This window comes from Shewanella gelidimarina, from assembly GCF_023283945.1.
GTDB lineage: Bacteria > Pseudomonadota > Gammaproteobacteria > Enterobacterales > Shewanellaceae > Shewanella > Shewanella gelidimarina.
Window position 1 is genome coordinate 61597 of sequence record NZ_JAKIKW010000019.1, and the last position, 26329, is coordinate 87925.

Below are 26329 nucleotides of genomic sequence, written 5' to 3' on the forward strand. Positions count from 1 at the left end.
CCGTTTAAAGTTGTCACATCCTTGTTTTTAACCAATGAAATATTATCGTTACTTTGAACTCAATACTCCACCGTTTAAATTTCTTTTCCGAGGCACCTTTTTACTCTCGCATCATCTTTTTTATTCCGTTCCTGTTAATTGATGCAGCTCTTCAGGCGTGTAGACTTTGCCTTGGTGCATGACTAATAGCCGCTGTGCTTGTTTGATGGTTTCAGGTCTGTGGGCAATGATGATGCGTGTCATTTCAAGGTGCTTTATCTGCTCACTGATTTTTGCTTCATTGTCGATATCAAGATGACTGGTGGCTTCATCCATAAACAGTAAACTAGGCTGCTGGTATAGCGCTCTTGCCAGTAATAAGCGTTGAAGCTGTCCGCCTGAGAACTGACTGCCCATATCCCCCACAAGCGTGTTGTAGCCCATGGTCATTTTACTGATATCACTGTCAATGGCGGCCATTTGCGCACATTGCTGCATGCGTAAATAATTGGGCTCAGGCTCAAAGAAGGTTAAGTTGTCGGCGATGGAACCGGATAGCAAGGTATCGTCCTGCATGACTGCCGCAATCTGTTGTCGATATTGAGTCAGACCGATTTGAGTAATATCTTGCCCATCGAGCAATATGCGGCCTTGAGTGGGGGTGAGTAACCCGAGCATCAGTTTGACTAAGGTTGTTTTACCACAGCCCGACTCTCCCACTATTGCGACCGACTCATGTGCATTAATCGTTAGGCACGCATCGTCGATAATATTCAGCTCGTTATCGCCATAACAATAACTGACGTGCTCAAGGGTCAATTGTCCGGTCACCTTGTTAAGCGGCATAACGCTTTCGCGATTGGCTTCTTGCTCATGCAATGCAATGTCTGAAATTCGGTCCAGATGCAGGCGCAGCATACGAAACAGAATAAGTTGTTCGATTAAACTCGCGAAACGCTCCGTCAATAGATTTTTATAAGCGATAAATGCCAGTACCATACCGATGGTTAAGTCGCCAGACATGACAATTGTTGCCGCAAGATAGATAACAATGATGTTCTCAAGGCCAAATAGCAGTTTATTCACCGCTTCAAAACTGATTTTTAGTTTACCGAGTCGAATGTCTGCATTGATAACTTCGCTATAACGGTTTTGCCAAATGCTTTGCCTTTGTGGCTCACAGGTAAATAGCTTGATAGTCTGAATACCGCGGATATTTTCAAGAAAGTTAGTCTGCTCTTTTGCGCTAGCCTGAATGGACTCTTCAGTCGCACGATGTAAAGGACGATAGAGGGCTAACCGCAGCAAGGCATAAATCAAAATGGCTGCGACCACCACCAATGTCAGCTTGATGCTGTATAAGAGCATCATCACCAATACGGCAATTGACATAACGCCATCAACTACCGTTTCAACAAGTCCAGTAGTGAGCCTTTCACGTACTTGAGCTAGGGAGCCAAAGCGTGACACTAAATCGCCAATGTGGCGTTTTTCAAAATAGCTCATGGGCAGTCTAAGCAAGTGACGCAGTAGATTAACGCCCATCTGCATATTGAGTAGGCTCGATACCCTAAGCACTAACCAGCTACGTACACTGGTAGTAATGACATTAATAATGGCAAGCAAGCCAAAGCCTAACGCGAGCACGATTAGCAGTGGTTTGTCCTGACTAATCAGTACCTCATCTACTACCCACTGCATGTAATAGGGCGTCACAAGTGCAAAAACTTGAAGTAATATGGACAGTACGAACAAAGAGGTTAAGGTTTTACCTAACCCAGTCATCTTGCTCCAGAGTTGGGATAAACGCATTTGCTGGCGCTCATCTTGCTGCTCAAAGCCCTTTGTTGGGGTCAGTTCCAGTGCTATCCCCGTAAAGTGCTCGGCAAACTCTTTAAGGGATAGCTTTCTCTTACCTAGCCCAGGGTCATTAATACTCACCCCTGATTTTGTGACACCCGTAAGCACTACAAAGTGATTCATGTCCCAATGCAGCACACAGGGCAGAGCTAACTTACCCACCTCTTCAATCGGACATCGCAGCGCACGGCTCGCAAGTCCCATACTGTCACTTAGGCCAATAAGCTGCTGTAAGTTCATCCCCTTAAGGTCAGCACTATAGCGTTTCCTTAATGCTGCCATATCCAGCTTATGACCATGAAAACTGGCAATCATGGCGACACACGCTAAGCCGCACTCGGCCATTTCAGCCTGCAGGATAAGTGGCACCCGTTTATTGCCTGAAAACTCCAGCAGTTCAACAGGGTTGCTAGGTTGGTTTAATGACGTGTCGAGCATTATCCCACTCTCCCTTGCAAGCTGTAGATAGGGTCGAGTAGCCAGTCAAGCAAACTGCGTCTATCGAGTACGATATCAGCCTCAAGTAGCATGCCGCTTTTCAATGGGAACTTATCACCATAGGCCAGCATATCTTGTTTTGATAGTTGGGTTCTAATGCGATAAACAGGCTCAGATAAAGTGATAGGCACTCTAGCTTCACCATCAAGTAATAAGGCTTTATCAATGCGTGAAACGTGACTCTCAAGAAAGCCAAAGCGCTGATAAGGGAAGGCGTCGAAACGTAATCGGGCCTCATCTCCGGACTTTACAAAGCCAGCACTGCGCGTCGGCAGTAATAGCTCCGCCACCAATTGCGCCCCTTGTGGAATTAAACTCATTAATGGACGACTGTTAACAACAAACTCTCCCTCTACGACTTGTATAGAGGCAACGGTACCCGCTTCTGTTGCTCGAATAACATAACGATAATTATTTTCGGTTTCAGCAATTTGGCGCTTGAGCTCTGAGCGTCGCCTGGATAAGTCGCCATCTTTAAGTGCATATTGGCTCGGTAATACATCCAGCTCTGCTGACGAAGCATTAAGTTGGCTTTGAGTTTGTATCTTGTTGGAGGCTAAACTTTCTATTTCTTGCCGAACAGCAATGAATTTCTCTTGCTGGGATTGATAATCTAACGTCGATAAGAAGCCATCTTTATATAGCTTATTGTGCTGAACTTGTTGCGCCATCTGTAGTGCTAACTTTTCAACTAACAGCTCTTCGAGCTTAGTTAATACCGCCAGCGATGAGCGACTGTCAGTCATGGCAATTTTTAAGCGCGAGGTTTCTTTTACTTCCATGGCATGATTAACGCTCTGCTCAGTTTGAAGCAGGGTAAGTTGCAGTGTTAATTCTTCAATCAGTGACTCACTTAATTCTTCACCAGAGAGCATGCTGCGTCGTAATACTATCGTCGCTAAAGGGGAGCCCTTTTTAACAATATCACCTTCAGACACATGTAATATTTCGACATTACCGCTACGGTTGGCAAATGTTTTGATTAGGCCTTTGTCCGGAACTAAATAACCACGAACTGTTTCTTTACGAGCATAATGAGAACAAGAAAGGAATAGAGCGAGTGCAGTAATAATACAGAGCAAAATGAATGCAGTTAAATAGATTGAAATAGGCTGTGCCAATGACACATCCCCGTGTAACTTTTGCTTTTGTGCCTCAACAGCTTGTTGACGAAATAATGCTGACATACAACTTCCATATTCTCAATGTGTATACCAAATCCTTTGGTAAAGAGTGATTTTTATTTACATAAATAAATGTTAGATACGTAAATCCAGATTATCAATCTGATAGCTATATAATAGCATCTCAATTGTCATCGCAATTTAATTGTACCCATGCTGGTCAGTATTAATACTATTGTCTTACGTAAAATCCTTGCTATTTATACTTGGATTCTATGAGGGGAATGGTCATCGCCGTGCCGCATGGTGAGAGATGTTTTTCAATATTAGCGGCCTTGTATAACAGCCTAAATTAATGTAAGGCTATTAGATTTAGGCAAGTAAACTATTCCATAGGTTGACGCTCTATTCTTGTTATAAAATAAGCATTTCCAGTGTTAATCATGGCATGTTTTCTTATTTTTACTCAGTATTAGATAAAGGATCTAAGTTAGAGTTTTTCCTTTGGTGCGAAGTACACAACGGTTTACTGTAGCAATATAGTTGTCGGGGGTTGAGCAAGAGAAAAGCGAGATATCCGCCGTTAGCGAATATCTCTCATTATGTCAGCTAAGAATTAGCTACCGGTGGAGCAGATTGGGCAGTTTGGCTGTTTGGGTAACTTCATTTCACGAAACTCCATGGTCATGGCATCGATCATCAAAATTCGTCCCGCTAAGGTGCGTCCCATATTGGCGATCACTTTTATCGCTTCTACGGCTTGTAAACAACCTATCATGCCGACCACTGGGGCAAGAATGCCCGACTCAACACAGCTAAGCTGTTGCTCACCAAATAGCTGACTAAAGCAGTGATAACAAGGCGTGCTGGCTTGGTAATCAAATACCGTGACCATGCCTTCCATTCTAATCGCGGCGGCAGATACTAAGGGCACCTTATGGGAAAAACAGCTTTGATTAAGCTGCTCCCTCACTGCCACATTATCAGTACAATCCATCACGATGGAGTGCTGCTTAACGAGCGCTTCAATCTCATGGTCATCTAACACGGCATTGATAGTATCAATTTGAATATGTGGATTTAAGCTCGTTAACGTCTCTTTGGCAGAGTCAACTTTGGCTTGTCCCACATTAGCATCTTGATGCAATACTTGGCGCTGCAAGTTAGAGACTTCAACCGTATCAAAGTCGACTAGTGTGATTAAGCCTGCACCCGCTACAGCCAAGTACTGGCTGGCTGCACAGCCCAAACCGCCGGCACCGATAATCAATACTTTGGCTTGTTTGAGCTTTTCCTGTCCTTCAAAGTCCATCGATTTAATGGATATTTGACGGCTATAACGCAATATTTCTGCGTCAGTTAATATCTCGTCCGTGACGGTGTGTTGACTTGGCATTAGTATTTGTCTCTTACGCTAGTACGCTATTGAAGGGCTCAACCGTCACTCGTTCACCTGCGGCTACGCCATCACAATCTTGCTCTAAGATGATAAAGCAGTTGGCTAACGTCATTGAAGTCAACATGCCTGAGCCTTGTCCACCAGTGACGGCGACTTGTGCTTCACCTTCTTCGTTATAGCTCAGTACCGCCCGTTGGAATTCCATTCTGCCTGGGAACTTGCGAATATCTTGGGTTAGCGTGGCCTTGAATGTGACAGGTTTAACTTGGGGGAGACCCTGCATTTTTTGCAGTAGTGGCCAAACAAGCTTGTAAAACGTCACCATAGAGGAAACTGGGTTGCCTGGCAGTCCACAGAAAACAGCATCACCTAAGTGACCGAAAGCAAACGGTTTGCCAGGCTTAATGGCGAGCTTCCAAAAGGTAATCTCACCCTCTTCGTCAAGAATTTGCTTGGTATAGTCTGCGTCACCGACCGAAACACCGCCTGATGTCAGTACCATATCGGCACTTACTGAAGCTGTTTTAAAGGCTTGGCGAATTGCTTCTTTGTCATCTTCAATGACGCCGAGATCTATCCACTCAACGTTAGCGCGGCTGAGTAGGCCTTGAATACTGTATCGATTTGAGTCGTAAATCTGGCCAGGGCCAAGCTCACTGCCGACGGGGCGCAATTCGTCACCCGTTGAGAAGAAAGCGACTTTGAGTGGGCGAAATACACGTAACTGACTCGCGCCTATCGTTGCCAGTACTCCCATCTCCGCTGCCCCGATAAGGGTGCCAACTTTAAGTACTTTGGTGCCAATCGTGAGCTCTTCAGCGCGATAGCGGACGTTTGCCCCTTTTTTCTTTGGCGCTTCAATGCTGATGTTTGTACCGTCAGCAGTCACTTTTTCTTGCATTTGAACGGTGTCATAGCCAGCCGGAACCGGTGCTCCCGTCATAATGCGAATGCAGCCGCCTTTAACGCATTGGCCTGTAAATGGGTGACCCGCAAAAGAGTCGCCAATAAGCGTTAATGGCTTAGCAGGGTCAAGATCATCAAAATTAAAGGCATAGCCGTCCATTGCTGAGTTGTCGAAAGGAGGTAAGTCGACATGAGAAGCTAGGTCTTCAGCTAGGACGCGTCCTAAGGCTTGTGTCAGTAACACGACTTCTGAATCGGTGACAGGCTGCACTTGCTCTAGTAATTTTACGATAGCCAGCGTGGGATGCATTAGGCTAGGTTGAGAACACGGGTCTGCATGAGTCTGCATCTATCTATCCTTGAGGCTTAATAAAGAGTACGTTAAGTAAAAACGAATATAGCGCATTATGCCATGGTGATTGTAGATGACTATGATCTGCTTGGCAGTTTTAACAGCTGATTGCAGCTTTATGATTATTTTTCTTACCACTGGGCAAATAAATCCACGTTCGATTATCGCTTACATCGATTACTTTATCTTTGTGTCAGCTCAGGCTAAGGGCTGATTCTTTTGAGTTTTTTAATCATACAGTCGTAACATTAGCAATCGCAACTTTATGTGAATGAAAACCATTATTATTTATTAAACAGTAACTTAAGTAAATTTCATTGCATTTCTACGCTAGCTTGATAACAATAGCGGCCATAAACAGAATAGTCAGAGGAATTAAGATGTTGGCCCAGAAGATGATTGACCAATTAAACGACCAGATCAACATGGAGTTTTTCTCCTCTAACCTGTACTTACAGATGAGTGCATGGTGTGAAGACAAAGGTTTTGAAGGCGCGGCTAAATTTATGCGCACCCATGCTGATGAAGAGATGGGGCATATGCACCGTTTGTTCACTTATGTCAGTGAAACAGGTGGCATGCCACTGTTAGGGACGATTGAAGCGCCACAGGCTGACTTCCCTTCTTTGCTTGCGTTATTCGAATACACCTATGAGCACGAGCAATTGATCACTAAAAAGATTAACGAGCTTGCTCACGCAGCATTTTCTAATCAAGATTACTCTACCTTTAACTTCTTGCAGTGGTATGTTTCAGAGCAGCATGAAGAAGAGAAACTATTCAAATCAATCGTAGATAAAATTCGTTTGGTGGGTGAAGACGGCAAAGCCTTGTTCTTCGTCGATAAAGATTTAGCACAAATGGCGGTTGAAGAGTCTGCTAGCGTGATGACTAGCACCGTTTAATAGCGGCTAGTACATAAAAAAGAGCAGCTAGGCTGCTCTTTTTTTATGGGCTTAATTTATCACAGCCAAATGGTTAAACTTCATTAACGACATAACCAAGCGCTTTGCGGTTAATGATACGGTTAATGGCGGTTTCATTTTCAAGAAAGGTGAGCAGTTTTTCACTGGATAATGGTTTAGACATTAAGTAGCCTTGGGCATAGTCGCAGCCGAGCGCTTGTAAAAAATCCCATTGTTCTTCGGTTTCGATTCCTTCGGCCACAAGGGGCATTTCTAAGCTTTGCCCCATCATCACAATGGCTTTAACGAGTTTGGCATCAGACTGGTTAACCGTTGCGTTGTCGATGAAACTCTTATCAATTTTGATCACTGAAATAGGGAATTGGTTAAGGTAGCTTAATGCCGAATAGCCAGTGCCAAAGTCATCGAGGTAGATATCGATACCAAGCTGCCTGATAGAGTTAAGGATCTGTAAGCTATAAGGCTTGTCTTCGATGAGCATGCTTTCTGTTATCTCTACATGCAAATAATGCGGCGCTATGCCATGGTGTGCTAACGCTTGCTTGAGTATCTGATAAAAACTGCGACCATTAGAGTTAATGCATTGGCGGCCAGACACGTTAATGGCGACTTTAAGCATATGACCTTGTGAATGCCACAGAGCCAAGTCGGTAAGCGCTTGATTTAAAACCCACTCCCCTAAAGATTCAATCAGCCCTGTCTCTTCCGCGATGGGAATAAAGAGCGTGGGTGAGATAATGCCAAACTCAGGATCTCGCCAGCGGATCAACGCTTCAACACTGGCAACTGTGCCGTGCTGCATATCAACAACGGGTTGGTATTCCAAATAAAACTCAGACTGTTTTACCGCTTTTCGTAGCCGTTGCTCGAGTCGCATCCGCGCTAACATCTCCACGTTCATCTCTGGTGAGAAGTACTGGAAATGTGCTCGACCATCTCGCTTGGCTTGGTACATCGCAGTTTCGGAGTTTCTCAGTAGCGTCTCTATGTCTTGGCCATCTTCTGGGTAGAATGAAACCCCGATGCTGGCGGATATATTGCTTTCAATCGCATCGAGCTTTATCGGTTGCCCTAATACCTCTGTTAGCTTCTGCGCCAGATGCTCAGCGGTTTCGGTTGTATTATGTTGCGGTGAGATAATGGCAAATTCATCGCCACCGATACGGGCAATAGAATCTTTTGGCCCCAGCACTGCTTCAAGGCGCATGGCTGATTGCTTGAGAATTTTGTTACCAGCGGCATGACCATGCAGTTCATTAATGAATTTGAAACGATCTAAATCGATTAAGAAAACGGCAATCTGAGATTGATATTGGCTCGCGGTATCAATGGCGTGCTCTAATCGTGATGAAAACAGATGGCGATTAGGCAGCTTAGTCAGTGAATCGTAATTAGTTTTGTACCACAAGTCTTGTTCATACTGCTTATGGTTACTCACATCCAGGAATAAGCCTATGTGCTGGCAAATATCACCTTGGGCATTTTTTACTGCAGTGATCGACAGATACTCTGGATAAACGTTGCCATCTTTGCGCTTATTCCAGATCTCGCCTTCCCAATGATTAGTGTCAGCCAGTGATTGCCACAGTTGACGATAAAATTGTGGATGATGATGGTTGGAGCTTAAAATACTCGGCTTATGCCCTTTAACGTCTTCAAGGTTATAACCGGTGATTTTGGTAAAAGCGGGGTTGACCAACTCGATACGATTGTCGGCATCGGTCACCATGATGCCTTCGGCAGAGTGTTCAAATACCGCAGATGCTTGTTGTAATGAGATTTGGGCCAGCGTGCGCTCGCTTAGCATTTGGTTAAGTGCGGTGGATATTTGTGCTAATTCATCGTTACCTTTAATCTCAATTTTCAGCTGTAGATTTGGGTCTTTTGCCATCTTTTCAACATCACGTACTATGACGGTGATTGAATTGATCAGGCTATTGCCGATGTATTTACCTAAGATAAATATAATATAGAAAAACAATATGCCAGTGAGCAGATTAATATACAGAGAGTACAAAATTTGTTGTTTTTCGATATCGCTTTGACGGGCAATTTTCTCTGTCAGTTGAATGTTCATTTGATGCAACAACTCGATCCCCGCGCTGGCCATTGACCACCAATGTGCGCTGCTAATCAACGGGGTTTGGTTTTGCAATTGCTGCAACGCTTGATGCATTGCCGTGTATTCATCCACGATTTTTGTGGTGCTCAGGAACGTCTGTTGCGTACTTTTAATCTGCTGTAGGTGCTGGGAGTAACTATTAACAGTGCGTTCAAGAGCGACAATGAGCTGCAGTTGATGCTCAGTTAAGTTTTGCTTGTGCTTAATCTCTGTAAGGGCAATTCCGAGCTCAGCATAGTGCTGCTCAAAACTCATGTTATCCGTCTGCTGTGCCGATGTGACTGAGCGATAGAAGTCATGCATTAAGCCCTGATGGCCCATGAGGTCACTAATGATGCGTGCATGTTTGATGAGGCCAACTTGTTGTAGTAGTGTCTGTCGTAACGCTTGTATCTCTTGCTGTTCAGGGCTATTCAAAAATGCATTCAACTTAGTGCGATTATCTTTTGTCATTAACAATCTAGCGTTATTAACGGAATTATTAAGCTGGTTGCTGATACTTAAAATGGCACCGTATGAGTCAAGGTTCATCGTTGGCGCCGCAAGCAGCTGGTTGACTAAACCGCGCTCTTGCCCTGCTAGTTCTTGGATTTTTAAGGTGTTTACAAGATCGGCTTGAATCATTACCAGATAGGAATCTTCACTTTTCAAGCGCAGTTGCGAGACAAAATTGATCAGTTTTTGATTTAGTTGCGAGTAATAATTAAAGTACTGACTATTGTCGAGATTGAGCACTTGGCGACGATACTGTGCCAGGCGTTTGCGTTCGGCACTGCTGCGGTCAATTCGCTCCTGTAGTGCAATCAATAACGGATAGTCGTCTTGGCTGGTTTGCATTACGTTCTTAAGTGAGCTGTTTTGCGCTAAATTTTGTAATGCTTGATCTGTGGTTTGCCACTGCTGCTGTAGCTCAGTGGCAAATTGTTCGCCGCCACTGCTTAAGTAGCCAGCTGATAAACCGCGCTCTTTTTGCAGCTCGAAAATGACGTTCTCGACGCGGAGTGTGACCTGGGTGGTTAACGCATTCGCGGAGGCACTTTGATATTGCTTAAATAGCGATAAGGAATGCAGCACAGCAAACACCACCAATATAAACATTGGCAGTGAGGCAAATAAGAATAGCTTTTGTTTAAAGCTTAAGCGACTCAATAGGTTTAACATTCGGCGACAACCCTTTCGCGTAATACTCTAATTATCAACATTGTTGTTTTAATCATTAAAAATAAAAATATGAGATTAAAAATCGCGCCAAATAATAACCATATCAAGATTGTGGTGTCTCAGTTAATTCACCAAAGTCTAATCTAGGTCACGAATTTAGTTGTTAGTGTCAATGCAGTGACTAAAATTTTCTTCTAATTGATTTTTTTTTGACAGTGTCAATTACCTGAAATGCTAATAAATGCGTTGTTGCTAAATTATCTTATCGTTAGCTTGGCTAAAAAATGCTTTTGCTTAAGCGATTTTATCTCTGAGGGGAATAGTTCTACGCAAAGAAGTAGACCGCATAAAAATGCGGTCTACTGGTATAATTAGAGCGTGGAACAAGGAGTTCGAGCTGCTAATTTAAGGGGTATTTAACGGCATTACTGCGAGTTACGGAAAGCCACAATGTCTTCAATCGTCAGTACGGGCATATCATGCTGCTGACCAAAACTGATGATCTCAGGTAAACGCGCCATCGTGCCGTCGGGCAAAGTTACTTCACACAGCACGCCAAAAGGTTTCAATCCAGCAAGTTTCATTAAATCAACGGTGCCTTCGGTATGGCCACGGCGCTCTAATACGCCACCAGGTCGAGCACGTAGCGGGTAGACATGCCCTGGGTGGGCAAGATCATCAGGTTTTGCGCCATCAGCGATAGCGGCTTTTACCGTGGTGACTCGATCTGCTGCCGATACGCCAGTGGTGACACCCATTTTGGCTTCTATGCTGACCGTAAAGGCCGTACCGTATTGGCTGTTGTTGTTAGCGACCATGGGGGGCAGCTTAAGTTGCGCAATGCGCTCATCGGTAAGACAAAGGCACACAATGCCGCTGCATTCACGAATTAAGAGAGCCATCTGCTCATTGGTTAGCGTTTCTGCTGCATAGATAAGGTCGCCTTCATTTTCTCTATCTTCATCATCAACAACCAAAACGCCTTTTCCTTGTTGGAGGGCGATAAGTGCTGCATTGACACGTTCGATAGCATTGCCATAAGGCGCGAGTAAAGACTGATTCATGGTTAACATCCTTTAATAAACTACATTGGGTTGCCAGAATCAGGGCGTACAGAAAATGACATGTGACTTTGGTCATATAAAAATGACAAAGGCATATGCTTAATAAGAGCTGTGCGTATTCATCGCAATGCGTAAAAGCACTGTGGGTGACTAGCGTATTCTTATATTCTCTTTCATCCGGACTTAGTACATAGCGACATAGTGCGCTGTAGTATTCATTACCGTCGGCTCTGGAGTAGGTGCAACCTCAATAAGGCGTGTTTACCAGATCTGCTGACCCTACCTGTGGACCTCTTGTCGTATCGGTAGGCGCTCGCGGGCTTTTATGTCGTAATGGCCCACTTCATTCAATGAAATCGGTCATCAGTTAATAACTTACCGCCGGTGGGGAGTTACACCCCGCCCTGAGAATTATGCTTATCTTATGTTTGTTGATTAGATAAGCGCCGCCATGTTGCGTCAATTTGATTAAAATGACAAGCTGGCGAATACAGAAATGTGGCCATGGTGATGAATTGTCTCGCCGCGATACTTTTGCCCATAAGGATGTGCCACATGAAATTGATTTTCGCTCTTACACTAAGCACCGTAATGCTACTCGGATGTACTAATATGACCGCAAAACCACAAATCGAACCACCTAAAGCTGACAAAGTTCCGCATATCATGGAGCTGCATGGTGAAACTCGTGTCGATGACTATTACTGGATGCGTGACGATGAGCGTAAAGACCCCAAAATCATTGCTCACCTTAATGCTGAAAATAAATATACCGCGGCGCAATTTAAGCCTTACGACGCACTCAAAAAACAGTTATTTGAAGAGCTGATTGGCAGACTCGATAAAGATGAGTCGAGCGTGCCTTATTTTTGGCATAACCATTGGTATTACCGCTATTACAAAGCAGGCTTTGAATACCCAGTTGTTGCCAGAAAAGTCGAGTTGGCAAGCAGTGAAGAGTGGGTGTTACTCGATGTCAATGAGCGCGCTAAGGGTCATGATTTTTATGGTTTAGGCGGGGTGTCGGTCAGCCCAGATGAAACCACATTGGTGTTTGCTGAAGATCTGCTAAGTCGCCGAATTTACACCCTCTATTTTAAAGATCTTAACAGTGGTGAGCTAATCAAAGATAAGCTCGAAGGCACTGACGGGGACGTGGTATGGGCGAATGACAATCAGCATCTATTCTATATCGCTAAAGATCCACAAACCTTGCTCGGATATCAAGTGTTCCGTCATAAGCTGGGGACGGCTCAAACTGAAGATGTATTGGTGTATGAAGAGAAAGACGACACATTCTACATTGGCCTAGGCAAATCACTCGATGAAACCTCGATTGCTTTGTACGCTGAAAGTACCGTTACCAGTGAAGTGTTAATGATCAATGCCAATGCAGCCTTAGGCGAGTTTAAGCCGGTACTGCCTCGCGAAGAGGGGCATGAGTACTCAGTCTCTAAATTGGGTGATAGCTATTACATCTTAACCAACTGGCAGGCGAGTAACTTTAGATTAATGAAAGTGGCGGTTGATCAAGCTGCTGACAAACAAGCGTGGCAAGATGTGATTGGGCACGATGAGCAATCAAGAATTGAAGACGTTTTACTGTTAAAGCAATACATGGTGGTGCAAACACGTGAGCGTGGTATCAGTCGGATCCATGTGTACCCAGTAAAAAACCAAAACTTTGATATCACTGCGGGCTTTGAGCTTAAATTCAACGACCCTGCCTATGTTGTCGGCTTTGATGTGAATGCCAACCAACTGAGTGATAAACTTCGAGTGTATTACTCTAGCCCAACCACGCCTGAATCTGTCTATGAGTATGACCTCACCGAACCGAATCAGCGCCAACTGCTTAAGCAAGAACAAGTGCTTGGTGGCTTTGATGCAGAGCTTTACCAAGCAGAGCGTGTCTTTATTACAGCCAGAGACGGTAAAGAAGTCCCCGTCACCTTGGTCTACCGAAAAGACATGTTCAACAAGGACGCGACTAACCCACTGTACCAGTATGGCTATGGCTCATACGGCTATACGGTTGAACCCGACTTTAGCTCTTCGATTTTAAGCTTGCTCGATCGCGGCTTTGTGTATTCAATCGCGCATGTTCGAGGTTCGGAGATGCTTGGCCGTAGTTGGTATGACGATGGTCGTATGCTCAACAAGCAAAATAGCTTCAATGATTTTGTCGATGTTACCCAAGCATTAACTGCAGAAGGTTATGCCGATAAAAACAAAGTCGTAGCGGCGGGGGGCAGTGCCGGTGGCTTGTTAATGGGCGGAGTGATAAACCAAGCACCACAAAGCTATTTTGCGGTTGCCGCTCACGTGCCGTTTGTTGATGTGGTCACCACTATGCTGGATGAATCTATTCCGCTAACGACCAACGAGTATGACGAATGGGGCAATCCGAACGAGAAAACCTACTTCGATTACATGCTGAGTTACGCACCGTATGACAATGTAACACCACAAGCCTACCCCCACTTATTGGTGACGACGGGCTTACATGACTCACAGGTGCAGTATTTCGAACCTGCCAAGTGGGTTGCGAAGCTGCGTGATATGAAGACTGACGACAATGTACTGCTGTTTGATACCGATATGGAAGCGGGACATGGCGGTAAGAGTGGTCGTTATCGCCAGTATGAAGACAAAGCACAAGAGTATGCGTTCTTCATTGGATTGCTCGGCTTAGATAATGGCTTAGATAAGAGTCTGAATAAGGAAACTGCTAAGTAGTGGCAAACGAGTCAGTCTGGTTCTTGTATATGGTGCGCTGTGCCAACGGCCACCTATACACAGGCGTCACTACAGATGTAGCACGGCGCTTTAAAGAGCATCAGAGTAACAGTGCTAAGTCTGCCAAGTTTCTGCGTGGTAAAGGCCCGTTGAGCTTGGCTTATAGCGAGACGGTCGGTACTCGGTCGGAAGCACTTAGGCGAGAGATAGTGTTAAAGAAGTGGCCAAGGGTTAAGAAACTGGCATTGATAGAGGGATAGCCTATTTTTGAGGTCATGTGAAATACTTTGGTTTACACTTTAAACCCTTGTTAGTAATGTATTTGGCTCAGATAATCAAAAACTTTTCTACGTTGGTTAGATGAAAAAGTATAGTAACTAAAGGCAATATTAGAGCCTGCCTTTCTTTTTATCGATATAATTCTGAGCCAACTACCTGTGATTGTATAACCATCATATTGAGACCATTTAATAGTATTTCGTTCATTAAAGCGGACATACGTAAAGCCTTCTTGATTGATAATTATACCGTTTTCAACAATCTTAGATTCACCTGAGTTGAACACTGAAAGCCACAATGCAAATATGGCGGGAGCTCCAGCTACAACATAAATAACATCGAAGCTAGGTTCATCTTGACTAAACATAGATATTGCACTGATTACAAAAATACCAACAGCTAAGTTTATTGACTGTGTATAAATTAGATTAAAAATATACTGGCTACGACTTTGTTCAATCTTCAATGCTAATCTCCGAATGGCTAATGCCCTGCTATAGGAAGTGCTAGCGGGCAGGTTTTATAAAAAATGGCATTACAGCTTGTTGAATCTGGATTTATTAGCTTGTTAATGGTCGCCATCATCTACTGACGCTCCCACTTGGCTAGTAATCTCTGAAGGAAAAACATTGGGTTGCCCTTGCGGATTAAACCAAAATATCCAATTCCACTAGTCAGTTCAGGTTTTAGAAGGGCGCTAATCAGAATCGGACCTATAAACGGTACCAACCAAGCCACCGCAGTAATTCAGTAGACTTGTTTTTTTTCGAGTAAATAACTTCTGTAGGGCATAGAAGATGTTCTGGCCGAAAAGTAGATAGCTAATAAAGAAATAGCTGTGAAAAAGTAGACCATATATGACTCCATCCTTGAGACAATTAGCAGCTTGTTCATTAGTCGTTCGATAACGTTATCTGCAACTAAATTAGGTGTCTTTTTGTACAAACTACCACCGCTAAGGTATTACTGTAAATGGATAAGTTCTTTTATGGAGTTCAAGTAAATATCTTTTTGCGCGTATTGAGTGACCATTTGATGCGAATCTAGTTATATCTGTATATAAATACAGTGTTACGGTATATATGAATTTAGAGTTCGTTTGAGTGTTTGGTGCTTTCAAATTAGATAACTCAAATGCCAAGAATTTGCACATGCGCTGGTCGTAGGCCATTGGAACCACAAATCTATCAAGCTGCGCTTGACCCACGTCGTGGCACTTCGCCCACACCAGAGGCGGAGATAATCAAACTTCGTTTGATAAAGGTCGTGGGATTCCATCCCACACCCGGCCAAAAGGGGATCAACAGCAATCCCCTTTTGGATCTCCCGTGCCGCCCCAGACGAAGTTGTCTTCCTTGTTCTTATTCGAAATAGCCTAACGCTTCCGATGGGACATCTGATGTATATGGATTTACGAATGCCGTGATGGCATGGTCAATGATGTTCCCGACATCATATAGACATTTCCCATATCCATATGGGTCAGATGGCAAGGAACGGCCTGTCCCGCGAAAGCCATGCCCTCATCTGATAGGCAGGATGTCTGAATGTCTTGAAGTGCATGGATGCACGAGAAAGACCGTGTGGGCATTACGGCTATTTCTTCAACGTACTTCGGCAACTCCGATGGGGAATGGGTGTTTTCTGTTAGTTTTGCGGAACGGTTGCTTTTGTATTTGTTAATTAAAAAGCACAAATGCTGAAGACTTGCACTTTTATAACCCAGTGTAGATGCGGCTGAGGCCTTCGAAAACAGGGATGTTTTCGTTGATCCTTCAGGGACGAACTTGCGGCGAGCCTCAGTAGCGTCTGCACATGCGCTGGCCGCAGGCCATTGGAACCACAAATGTTACTAGTAGGCGTCTGTGGTTCAAGATAAATTAAAAATCGGCTACTTCGATGGGGAAGAGGTGTATTCAATGAATCCTGAGTTGGCTGGAAGTGTTTGGTGCTTTCAAATTAGATAACTCAAATGCCAAGAGCCTGCGCTTTTATAGCCCAGTGTAGATAAGGCCGTGACCATCTATGATATGGATGTCATAGCCGAGCTTACAGGGCTAATTTTGTTCCATACATAATTTGGCATTCCCTCCATCCCTGGAGGTCAGATGTACTCGCAGCGAGTCTCTGCACATGCGCTGGCCGCAGGCCGCAAGCCATTGGAACCACAGGTATTGAAGTTAACTTCGTATTACGGAGTAACGATAAAGCTGAGGGGAATTATCAAACTCAGCTGATAATCCAGCTGAGATCCTGAAAGGGTGGGCAGGGCGCTGCTGTACTCTAGTGTGCTTTCGGTCAGCATAACTGACCGGTAAGCACATTAATCGACAACAGCACCTGCGCCGGGAAGGATTACTCATTTAAGAGTTAATTTTAGATCAAATTTTAAGAGTTAGTTATAAAAGCGAATTTGAATCGCTTATCTGGATGACTTATTCGACTCTATGCCGAGTTAGTTCATGCTCACAGAGCCGTTGATATTGTCGACGCTGAGGTCGCCGCTACCTGAATCGACAATGCTAAGTCCTTTGGTGTTGTCTACTTCGATATCACCAGAACCATCGTCAATAACGACGTGGCCATTGATGTTGGTGACCGTCATGTCTCCAGAACCATCATTAATGTTGGTATCGCCACCGATCCCTTTTACGTTGATAGACCCAGAACCATCTTCTAGGGTGAGCTTACCTGTCGTGTTGCTAATCGATACTGAGCCAGAGCCGTCGATGATGCTGAGGTTATGTCCGCCTTGAATCCAAAGATCACCTGAGCCATCTTCAAGGTCGATATTTGCCGAGACATCTTTGATTTCAATATCACCAGAGCCATCTTCAAGCTTGAGTATCATATTGGCGGGTACTTGAATGGTTAAATCAATATAGGGAGAGCGGCTGAAGTTGATATTGCTGTCAAACTCGGCGATAAGTTTAGCGCTACTACCGTTTTTCTCTAAAGATAGATCAGCGTTGATATCGCCATAGGTGTATATGTCGGCAATGACGGTGATCTGAGTGAGTCCTTCAATGCCTTGGATCTTCAAGTCTCCAGCGCCCGTATCGGCAACAAGAGTGTCGATGCCCGCGGCTTCAATCTTAATTGTTTTTTTCTGGTGATCCATAGGGCCGGCACTCGCGCCATTCACATTGATGATGCAACCAGAGAGGGTTAGCGTAATCGCTGCGGCAAAAAGGCTAGAGAGTAGTTTCATTAGACGATGTCCTTGTTATTTTTTGTTTTTTATTTTAGTGACCAATATTTAGTCATACTGCTATTGCTTTTAATGTTTGCAGATAACGTGCCAAGTGGTTATCTATTTGTTTTAATTATGATGTTTTATTGTTACCTTGATCTGCAGTGGTGAATTTTCTCATCAAGTTGGCCAAAGTCGACATTATTGGTGATTTTACTCAAGGCGTTGATAGCAAAGAGTCAAATTAACTAAATGGAAGTATGAACATGGATTATTTATCAGTAAACCAACAAGGTTGGGATCGCCGCGTACAAACGCACGTCACATCAGACTTCTACGATGTTGCTGGCTTTTTAAAGGGTAACAGCTCTTTACAAGAGATAGAGCTAGCGGCGTTGAATGTTGCCGGAAAAAGCCTATTACACCTGCAATGCCATTTTGGCTTAGACACGTTATCGTGGGCGAGACTCGGGGCCAAGGTCACGGGTGTGGATTTGTCTATTGCGGCGATTGAGCAAGCCAATTTACTGGCAACACAAGCTGGACTGAATGCCGATTTTGTTTGTACCGACGTATATAAAGTGGGGGAGCAGGTCGCGGGGCAATTCGACATAGTGTTTACCTCTTACGGCGCAATCGTGTGGTTACCCGATTTAGACAAGTGGGCACAGACCATTGCGAGTAAGCTCAAGGCGGGTGGTCAGTTCTATATGGTGGAGTTTCACCCTGCTCAGGCTGTCTTTGAAGGCTATAGCTATTTTCATCAAGATGAACCCGATATCGAAGATGAAACGACCTACACCGAGAACGCGACGGATGAAACGGATACTTTTGTCAGTTGGCCGCACTCTTTATCAGATGTGATTAATGCGTTGATTGGTGCAGGCATTGAAATAGAGTCATTCAATGAGTTTCCGTTCAGCCCTTATGACTGTTTTGAGGGGCTAACTAAAGAGACCGTTGAAGTCGAGTTGCCGGCAGGTAACACACAATGTGAGCGTTTTTATGTAGAGCAACAAGGCCAGCGTTTACCGCTGACCTATGCTATATCGGGCTTTAAGAAAGCTTGAGCTGAATAGCCATAACTAAAACAGCGCCTTATGGCGCTGTTTTTAATTAAGCCAGATTAAACCTACGCCAAGTTAGGTTTAATCTGAGTGTTACTCAGTGAGTTCTGCACGTTAGTTGCTGCGCAGCACTGGGTACTTCAAATACTCGCTGTCAAAATATGGGCTGCGCTCATAGAACCAACGCAGTCGAGCCTTAGGATCCGCTGCAAATTCACTGTCTTTTAATGCTTCATTAAACTCAGCTTGCAATGCAGGGTCTTGTTTAAGCATTTTGGCCGCCAGTGGTTCAACCGCGTAGTTTTCAATATATTCGGTGCGAGTGAAAATTGGGTTAAAGAAACCCCATTGAAAAAGTGAATCAGGCGATTGTGGTTCAAGCAGCAGTATGGCTAAGTCACCCAAAGGTTGCTCGGTATCGATACGGACAGTACCGACGGGTAACGTTGTGGTGATCTTGTTGCTAGTGACCTTGGCTTCGACGCGCTGGTGGCCTTCGTAATCAGCAGTGCCAAACTTAGCATCTGCAAATTGATATTGCTGCAGCTTTTGTTTGCTTGGTTTCGTGAGAGTGGTCATGCGGATACCATGAATACTCAATCGCTCAATCACGTCTGTCCATTGAGGCGGCACAAAATATGCCGTGGGTCGATTAACTTTGATATCCGCTTTAGTCCCCCCAATCACTGGTAGGTTCTCGTATAGCTTGGGCTCACCATTCCAACGCACAATATCGTTACCACTAATGGCGCTTTGCTCCATTGAGTAGCCGATGCCTTTAAAGTCCCAAGTCTGTTTCTGCTGTTCTTGTTTCCAAGTTAAGGTGAGTCGTGGCGAGTAGCGATACTTATCTTGCTGAATAGCAGTCTTTAGCTTAGTTGATTCATCGCCAATGGTTTTCAGTGTGGCTTCGAGCATGACATAGGTGCCAAGTACTCGCTGCTTAAACGGCTTTAAGCTGTGGTTCTCTATCAAGATGGTCGGCAGGTGGCGTGCATCGCCGTAGCCATTAGAAAAACGCGGACTGGCGTTCCACAAAGACATTCCTTTAGTGATGTCAGTATTATCTAGTGCGAACACTAGGGGCCCAGGGGTATGACCTTCATTAACAAGCGCTGCTTCAATTGCTGGGCGGTAACTGTTCTCTAACCATTTATAGCTTGCAGGGCTCTGACCTTGGGCTAAGTTATAGCCAAAGGTAACGTCGTACTGATAGTCGATACCATCGGTAACGTGTATGTCAATATACAGTTCAGGTTGCCAGATATTGATAGCCCGCAGCATATGCTGCATTTCGAGAGTATCAGCTTTAGCGTAGTCACGATTAAGGTTGAGATTATTGGCGGTAGTACGCCAACCCATGTTTAATGGACCTCTCTGATTGACGCGATTATATTCTGTTGAGCGTTCGTGGGCATCGACGCTGAAAATAGGCACAAACAACAGGTTAGCATTGTCGAGCAGCGATGCTTTGCCGCCGAAGATGATATCTCGTAGTAACATCATGCCAGCGTCTTTACCGTCGATCTCGCCTGAGTGGATCCCCGCCTGTACTAACACACTAGGTTTATTGTTCTTCAATAACGTGACGGCGTCTTCTGCGCCCTCTTTGGACGCGACAATCATCCAAATATCACGCCCTTGTGGGCTCTTACCTATACTGACTTTTTTAAGCATATCGCTTTGGGCAATGAGCTTATCTAACCAGGCAAATGTTTCGTCGTAACTTGGACTGGTTTTAAGGCCATTCTTTTCAAAAGGTGTCGCCCATTCACTGTCAGGTGCCGCTAACAGCGATTCGCTTTTTCCATGCCATTCAATATTAGGCGGTAAAATGGCGTCATTAACGTAAGTTGTCGCCAGTTGAGGCGTGGTGTCGTGTTCAGCTGCAACAGTGCATAAGCTGGTGGCACTTGTCGCAAGAGCAATAAGGCCAGTAAGGGCGACTTTCCTAGTCCGGAAGGCTGTTAGGCGCATGATAGGATATCCATCTATTAGATCAATTTAGAATTATTATAAGCCTGTTATATTTCATCAAAATGCGAATGAGTGCAATAGGATAACTGTGTCTAATTATGCTGATTGGTCGAGTTATGCTGCGGCATTACGGACTTTTGTTTATAAGAAGTCTTTAGCGTACTTCGGCTACTTTGATGGGGAATGGTTGTTAACCGTTAGTTTGAAGGGGAACAATGAGTTTTGTCGTTTTCTGTTGAGTATTCGATAGTCGAATGGTTGTACTTTTCTAACCTAGTGAAGATGTGGCTGAGGGCGTCGAAAACAGGGCCAATTTTATTCCCGACATAATCCATCCTTGGAAGTCAGATGTTTTCGTTGAGCTTAACGACTCATTCTTTTATCAATAATTACATCGAGCCTCAGTTGCGTCTGCACTGACTGCAGGCCATTGGAACCACTGAAAGTCTGATGTAAAAGGACAAGTTAATACTGGGATGTCCTTCCAAAAGTGGCCTAACTCACTTCCACTTCAGTTTCATCTTCAAAAATTGCTTCAATTGGCATCTCAAATAAACGGGCAACTTTGAAGGCCAGCGGTAAACTGGGATCGTACTTGCCTTTTTCTATCGCATTGATGGTTTGGCGTGAAACTTCGAGTTTGTCGGCGAGATCAGCTTGAGTCCAATCTCGTTCAGCCCTAAGTACTTTGAGACGATTCTTCATCGGTAGGCCAACCTTCCTTTAATAATGCCAACCATATAGGCTAAGGCCATAAGTGCAATGAGATAAGAGGTTTGTAAAGGCGGTACCGCCGTTGCTGTTTCTAAAATGGAATAGCTCGAAAAACTAATGATGGCCACGCCGACAGCCAATGCTAGAGCACCTAGTTGCACTTTACGTTCCATTTCATCTAGCTGGATTAGAAAGCGTTTATAAGACAGCAGCATGGCGATGCCGATAATAGAGTGTATCCCAAAGGCAATAGCGATGCTGACTGGACTATCTAGCATTCCTTCTTCGGCAAGATAAGTGCTAATCAAAAGAGTAAGCGCCCACAGCAGTGCTAATAAGTTAACCAGATTGGCATTTTTAATATCGCGTTTGGGCAACCCTTTGACGCAGATTGCTTCTAATAGTTTGTTCATAGGTACAGTTCCTTTTGTTTTTACTACGATGTAAAGTAAGCTTGACTTAAAGTTAGGCCCATTCGACATCAAAGTCAAGCCTGCTTTACTTATAGTTCGCAAGGCTTTACTTTTTAGACCGCTCTGTAATCTAAAGTAACGGTAACTTACAGGCATAAAAAAACCCAGATTAGCTAAGCTAAACTGGGTTTTACAAACGCCTTTAACTCGATAAAAAATCGTTAAGCGTTTGGTCCTGCATTCTTGATTGAATCAACGACTTGGTATTTTTCAAAGTTAGCTTTGAAGCTTTCAGCTAGGTGCTGTGCAAACTCTGCGTACTGTTGCTTATCTTCCCAAGTGTTGATTGGGTTTAATAAGTTACTGTCTACACCTGTGACCGACACTGGTACATGTAGGTTTAGCTTTTCAAGGTACTCAGTTTCAACATCTTTTAGCTCACCGCTGACTATCGCATCGACAATGGCGCGAGTCGTTGGGATATCAAAACGCTTACCAATCCCGTGTGGACCACCCGTCCAACCGGTATTAACGAGGTACACTTGGCTACCAAATGATTCGATACGCTTCATTAATAGCTCAGCATATACTCCTGCTGGGCGTGGGAAGAAGGGTGCGCCGAAGCAAGTTGAGAACGTTGACTGAATGGCGGCTGTTGAACCCATCTCAGTGGAACCCACTTTCGCGGTATAACCCGACAAGAAGTGATATGCGGCTTGCTCTTTGGTGAGCTTAGAAACCGGTGGTAATACACCCGAAACGTCGCATGTTAGGAATACAACGGCATGAGGTTCTGCACCGCAGTTCTCCTCTTTACGTTGCGCGATGTGCTCAAGTGGATAGGCTGCACGGGTATTTTCTGTCAGTGAAGAGTTGGTGTAATCAGGCACACGGTTCTCATCGGTGACGACGTTTTCAAGTACGGTACCGAAACGTATAGCATCCCAGATCACAGGCTCGTTCTTCTCGCTGAGATCGATACACTTTGCGTAGCAACCGCCTTCGATGTTAAATACGCCACCAGGTGCCCAACCGTGTTCATCATCACCGATGAGGAAACGTTTAGGATCCGCTGAAAGGGTTGTTTTACCCGTTCCTGATAGACCGAAGAACAGTGTGGTGTCGCCGTCAGTACCCACGTTAGCTGAGCAGTGCATTGGTAATACACCTTTCGCTGGAAGTAGAAAGTTTTGTACCGAGAACATCGACTTTTTCATTTCGCCAGCATATTTAAGGCCAGCAAGTAACACTTTGCGTTCTGCGAAATTTAAGATGACCGTCGCGTCGGAATGAGTACCGTCACGCTCTGGTACACACTCAAAACCTGGTGCATTGATTATCTGCCAAGTTGGCTTATCTGCCGCATTAAACTCTTCTGGAATGATGAAAAGATTACGGGCGAATAGTTGGTGCCATGCATATTCAGTTGTTACAGTAACGGGCTGGTAATGCTCTTTGCTTGCACCGACTTCTAAGTTCGATACGAAAGTGTCTTTATCCGCTAAGTATGCTTCAACACGATCCCAAAGGGCGGTAAAAGCGTCAGCTTCAAATGGCTTGTTGACGGGGCCCCATTCAATATCAGCTTCTGAGCTAGACTCTTTCACGATAAAGCGGTCATTGGGTGAACGACCAGAACGTTCGCCGGTTTTTGCAACTAAAGCACCGTTTGCAGTCAACTCACCTTCGCCGCGTGCTAACGCAAGCTCGACTAATTGGCCTGTAGAGAGGTTAAGGTACTCGCGGTTAGATCCATCCGCCATGTGTAAGGTCTCCATCTGTAGGGTCGTTTAAGTTTGCCGGTCTATGGCGCCAGCTATTTTGTCTGAGGCGATTGTAACGTATGCGCAATTGAATATGTGCACTAGTTCAAAAAAAAGCTTAAAAAGTGACTGCCGCTACATAATGGTGCCCGATATTCATGTTAGGAGGGCAGATTTTAATCATAAAAAAGGCGCTCAATGAGCGCCTTTAATCGAGTAAGTTAATTAACTTACGCTTTGTTGGGAGATTTACTGAGTGACATTGCTGCTGAGGGCATTAGCATAAATGGCTTCGACATCAATGCTGTCAAATACATACTTACTATTGCAGTACTCACAGCCCATCTCGATTTTACCTTCCTCTGCAATAATAGAATCAATCTCTTCTTTAGCGACGGTGCGAATCGCTTGAGCACTACGCTCTTTTGAACAGGTACAGCTAAACGTAACCGCAACAGGGTCGAATAAAAGGACCTCTTCTTCATGGTACAAACGATGCAATACATCCTCTGCTTCAAGCTCAAATAGCTCCTCTTGCTTAACGGTTTCAGTTAACACTGATAAATGTTCGAAATCGTCATTATGCTCGCCGTCAGTAGGTAACACTTGCAGGAATATACCGGCCGCTTGTTTAGTGTTCGCAAACAGTTTTATTTTAGTCGGTAGCTGCTCAGATTGTTCAAAATAAGCTTCTAAACACTCGCCCAATGTTTCCTTGTCGAGTGCGACCACACCTTGGTAACGCTCGCCGTCATTAGGCGTTAAGGTGATAACCATGTGTCCTTTGCCAAACAGAGCTTGCAGTGGAGCATCCTTGGCAATGTCTCCAGTCCAGCGAGAAACGCCACGCAGCTGCTGTAGGTTATTACCATTAATGACGGCTAATGATACCGGGCCATCACCTTGCAATTGAATGCTAATATCGCCGCTGAATTTTAATGTGGCTGTTACCAGTGATGTTGCAGCCATCAGTTCACCCAACAAATGTTGAATTGCCAATGGGTAGTCATGCGCTGCAATCACTTCTTGGTAGCTCTTTTCTAGTTGTACCAATTCACCACGCACGCTGGCGTTTTCAAATAGGTAGCGATATAAATTGTCTTTAGTCATTTCGGTATTCCAATTTTAGCTTTCTTTAAAGCGCATGATTTGACGACGCTGCTTCTTATCCGGCTTCTGCTCAGGAGCGGGATTATGAAGTATATTTAAACGTCTTTGCTCGGCATATGTCTCACGTTTAGCTATGCTTTGCGGAGTTTCTTCATAAAGGGTTTGCGCGATTAACCCTTTTTGGCGATGTTCGGACATTTTTATGATGACGATCTCTTTTTCGTCATACCCTTGCCTTAATCTAATAGTGGCCCCTACCTCGGCATATTTACTCGATTTTGTACGTTGGCCGTTGTAGTGTACTTTACCACCATTAATCATCTCTTTTGCGATGGCGCGAGTCTTATAGAAGCGTGCGGCCCAGAGCCATTTATCTAGCCTGACTTTTTCTGCTTGTTGCTCGTTGTCGTTCATGAGCGACTCCAGTGGTAGATTAACCTTTGTTAAAGTAGGGGTAAGTTCACAAGCTGAGTATTAAGATACAAATGAGTGTGTCCCGACTCGTATAATAGTGGCGTGCTTCACACCCTTTTAAGGCGCGTAAAGTTAGCATGTTTGGCCTATTATCGCCAACATTGCTGCTGTTATGGGCTTGTTGCGGGGTGCAGTGTAGGTTAGCATGAGTCAGGATTGGCTAAATTATCATAATCAGAACAGAGACCTGTGCAGAGGGTCCACATAAATATGGATTTATTAGATAAGTTTTTAACTAAAGCGGCTACTGTGCCTCAAAAACCTGTTAGCTCCGCGATATTTAGTATCGGTGTTGTGCTAATGCTGTTTCTATTAGCGCAGATCACATGGAAGTTAGTTCCTGAAAATTCAGCTGTTTCTCGCTGGACGCCGACACCTGCCTCTTCGACAGCGTCGGGGACGGTTAACATCTCAGGCTTGCACGATTTAGGGTTATTTGGGCGTACTGACGGTACTTCTGCCAAACCTAAAGTTGCTCCAGCAGAAGAGATTATTACTGACGCACCCAAAACATCGCTGTCAATTCAATTGACTGGCGTGGTTGCATCAACAACTGAGCAAAAAGGTTTAGCGGTGATTGCGTCAGGTGGTAGCCAAGATACCTATGGCTTGGGCGACAAAATTAAAGGCACATCAGCGTCATTAAAAGAGGTCTATGCCGATCGTATTATTATCACTAACAGTGGCAGATACGAAACCTTGATGTTAGATGGACTTGAATACAACACCAATAGCAATGCTAATCAGCAGCTGCAAAAAGCCAAGAGCTTACCTAAAAGTAGAAAAATAGATCAACGTCAAAACCGTGAAGTGGCCCGTGAGTTAAGTCAGTCACGTGAACAAATCTTGGCTGATCCCAGTAAAATCACCGATTACTTAGCAATCTCACCCGTTAAAAGTGGCGGAGAGCTTGCGGGCTACCGACTCAATCCAGGTAAAGACAGAAAGCTATTTATTGAGGCGGGTTTTAAGCCCAATGATTTGGCAAAATCGCTTAATGGTTACGACTTGACCAACATGGGTCAAGCATTGGAAGTAATGGGGCAACTACCAGAAATGACTGAAATTGCCTTAATGGTTGAGCGTGAAGGTCAACTGATCGAAATTATGTTTAGCTTGCCGCAATAAAAGAGCAGCAACCAATAAAAATAAAGGCTGCTGCAATAAATAATTGAGCTTGCCGCAATTAAAGGTTTTAGGGGACGTATT

The 26329-nt window shown here is 44.4% G+C and carries 18 protein-coding genes, 1 pseudogene and 1 riboswitch; of the genes and pseudogenes, 5 read left to right on the top strand and 14 right to left on the bottom strand.

Annotation, left to right across the window (positions count from 1 at the left end; genetic code table 11):
- Positions 1–120: 120 nt before the first annotated feature.
- The 4 genes from L2729_RS15700 to moeA all read right to left on the bottom strand — a co-directional run bounded on the left by L2729_RS15700 (position 121) and on the right by moeA (position 6115).
- A complete protein-coding gene (locus tag L2729_RS15700) occupies positions 121–2277 on the bottom strand; it encodes a peptidase domain-containing ABC transporter (RefSeq protein WP_248989109.1) in 2157 nt (718 codons plus the stop codon).
- Positions 2277–3524 carry an HlyD family secretion protein gene (locus L2729_RS15705; protein WP_248989110.1) on the bottom strand — a complete coding sequence of 416 codons (1248 nt, stop codon included), beginning with the start codon at positions 3522–3524 and terminating at the stop codon, positions 2277–2279. The genes L2729_RS15700 and L2729_RS15705 overlap by 1 nt, the downstream gene beginning before the upstream one ends.
- Before the next feature lie 553 nt (positions 3525–4077).
- Positions 4078–4857 (bottom strand): molybdopterin-synthase adenylyltransferase MoeB, encoded by a 780-nt coding sequence (moeB, locus tag L2729_RS15710; protein ID WP_101091945.1) that lies wholly within the window; start codon positions 4855–4857, stop codon positions 4078–4080.
- Between the two features lie 13 nt (positions 4858–4870).
- A complete protein-coding gene (gene moeA, locus L2729_RS15715) occupies positions 4871–6115 on the bottom strand; it encodes a molybdopterin molybdotransferase MoeA (protein WP_248989111.1) in 1245 nt (414 codons plus the stop codon).
- Between the two features lie 383 nt (positions 6116–6498).
- Here moeA and ftnA point away from each other — a divergent pair, with 383 nt between their 5' ends.
- Positions 6499–7023, top strand: coding sequence for a non-heme ferritin (ftnA, locus tag L2729_RS15720; protein WP_248989112.1), 525 nt, complete (start codon positions 6499–6501; stop codon positions 7021–7023).
- 73 nt (positions 7024–7096) lie between these two features.
- On the opposite strand, the gene L2729_RS15725 is transcribed toward ftnA, so the two are convergent.
- Both L2729_RS15725 and ribB read right to left on the bottom strand, forming a co-directional pair.
- Entirely contained in the window at positions 7097–10327 is a 3231-nt protein-coding gene (locus L2729_RS15725; RefSeq protein ID WP_248989113.1) for an EAL domain-containing protein, read from the bottom strand.
- A 425-nt stretch (positions 10328–10752) separates the two neighbouring features.
- The gene (gene ribB / locus L2729_RS15730; protein ID WP_248989114.1) at positions 10753–11391 is read right to left on the bottom strand and encodes a 3,4-dihydroxy-2-butanone-4-phosphate synthase; all 639 of its coding nucleotides are present in this window, start codon (positions 11389–11391) and stop codon (positions 10753–10755) included.
- Positions 11392–11552: 161 nt separating this feature from the next.
- A riboswitch (FMN riboswitch) is annotated at positions 11553–11807 on the bottom strand.
- Between the two features lie 139 nt (positions 11808–11946).
- Between ribB and L2729_RS15735 the strand changes: the two genes are divergently transcribed.
- Both L2729_RS15735 and L2729_RS15740 read left to right on the top strand, forming a co-directional pair.
- Positions 11947–14130 carry a S9 family peptidase gene (locus L2729_RS15735; protein ID WP_248989115.1) on the top strand — a complete coding sequence of 728 codons (2184 nt, stop codon included), beginning with the start codon at positions 11947–11949 and terminating at the stop codon, positions 14128–14130.
- An 11-nt stretch (positions 14131–14141) separates the two neighbouring features.
- Positions 14142–14390 (top strand): annotated as a pseudogene (locus L2729_RS15740) (GIY-YIG nuclease family protein); the annotation flags it as partial.
- Positions 14391–14440: 50 nt separating this feature from the next.
- Here the strand turns inward: L2729_RS15740 and L2729_RS15745 are convergent.
- Both L2729_RS15745 and L2729_RS15750 read right to left on the bottom strand, forming a co-directional pair.
- Positions 14441–14875 carry a hypothetical protein gene (locus L2729_RS15745; RefSeq protein ID WP_248989117.1) on the bottom strand — a complete coding sequence of 145 codons (435 nt, stop codon included), beginning with the start codon at positions 14873–14875 and terminating at the stop codon, positions 14441–14443.
- A 1989-nt stretch (positions 14876–16864) separates the two neighbouring features.
- Positions 16865–17620 (bottom strand): DUF4097 domain-containing protein, encoded by a 756-nt coding sequence (locus tag L2729_RS15750; RefSeq protein ID WP_248989118.1) that lies wholly within the window; start codon positions 17618–17620, stop codon positions 16865–16867.
- Positions 17621–17868: 248 nt separating this feature from the next.
- Between L2729_RS15750 and L2729_RS15755 the strand changes: the two genes are divergently transcribed.
- On the top strand, positions 17869–18672 hold the full coding sequence (locus L2729_RS15755; RefSeq protein ID WP_248989119.1) for a class I SAM-dependent methyltransferase: 804 nt from the start codon (positions 17869–17871) through the stop codon (positions 18670–18672).
- 111 nt (positions 18673–18783) lie between these two features.
- Here L2729_RS15755 and L2729_RS15760 read toward each other — a convergent pair whose 3' ends face one another.
- From L2729_RS15760 to hslR, 6 genes are all read right to left on the bottom strand, one after another.
- Positions 18784–20646, bottom strand: a complete 1863-nt coding sequence (locus L2729_RS15760; RefSeq protein ID WP_248989120.1) for a M14 family metallopeptidase — start codon at positions 20644–20646, stop codon at positions 18784–18786.
- Positions 20647–21141: 495 nt separating this feature from the next.
- Positions 21142–21351, bottom strand: coding sequence for a helix-turn-helix transcriptional regulator (locus L2729_RS15765; RefSeq protein WP_248989121.1), 210 nt, complete (start codon positions 21349–21351; stop codon positions 21142–21144).
- Positions 21348–21773, bottom strand: a complete 426-nt coding sequence (locus L2729_RS15770; protein ID WP_248989122.1) for a hypothetical protein — start codon at positions 21771–21773, stop codon at positions 21348–21350. The genes L2729_RS15765 and L2729_RS15770 overlap by 4 nt, the downstream gene beginning before the upstream one ends.
- Before the next feature lie 221 nt (positions 21774–21994).
- Entirely contained in the window at positions 21995–23536 is a 1542-nt protein-coding gene (locus L2729_RS15775; protein ID WP_248989123.1) for a phosphoenolpyruvate carboxykinase, read from the bottom strand.
- A 249-nt stretch (positions 23537–23785) separates the two neighbouring features.
- Positions 23786–24646 (bottom strand): Hsp33 family molecular chaperone HslO, encoded by an 861-nt coding sequence (gene hslO, locus L2729_RS15780; protein WP_248989124.1) that lies wholly within the window; start codon positions 24644–24646, stop codon positions 23786–23788.
- Positions 24647–24661: 15 nt separating this feature from the next.
- Positions 24662–25060 carry a ribosome-associated heat shock protein Hsp15 gene (gene hslR, locus L2729_RS15785; protein WP_101091933.1) on the bottom strand — a complete coding sequence of 133 codons (399 nt, stop codon included), beginning with the start codon at positions 25058–25060 and terminating at the stop codon, positions 24662–24664.
- 270 nt (positions 25061–25330) lie between these two features.
- Between hslR and gspC the strand changes: the two genes are divergently transcribed.
- Entirely contained in the window at positions 25331–26248 is a 918-nt protein-coding gene (gene gspC / locus L2729_RS15790) for a type II secretion system protein GspC (RefSeq protein ID WP_248989125.1), read from the top strand.
- Positions 26249–26329: the final 81 nt, after the last annotated feature.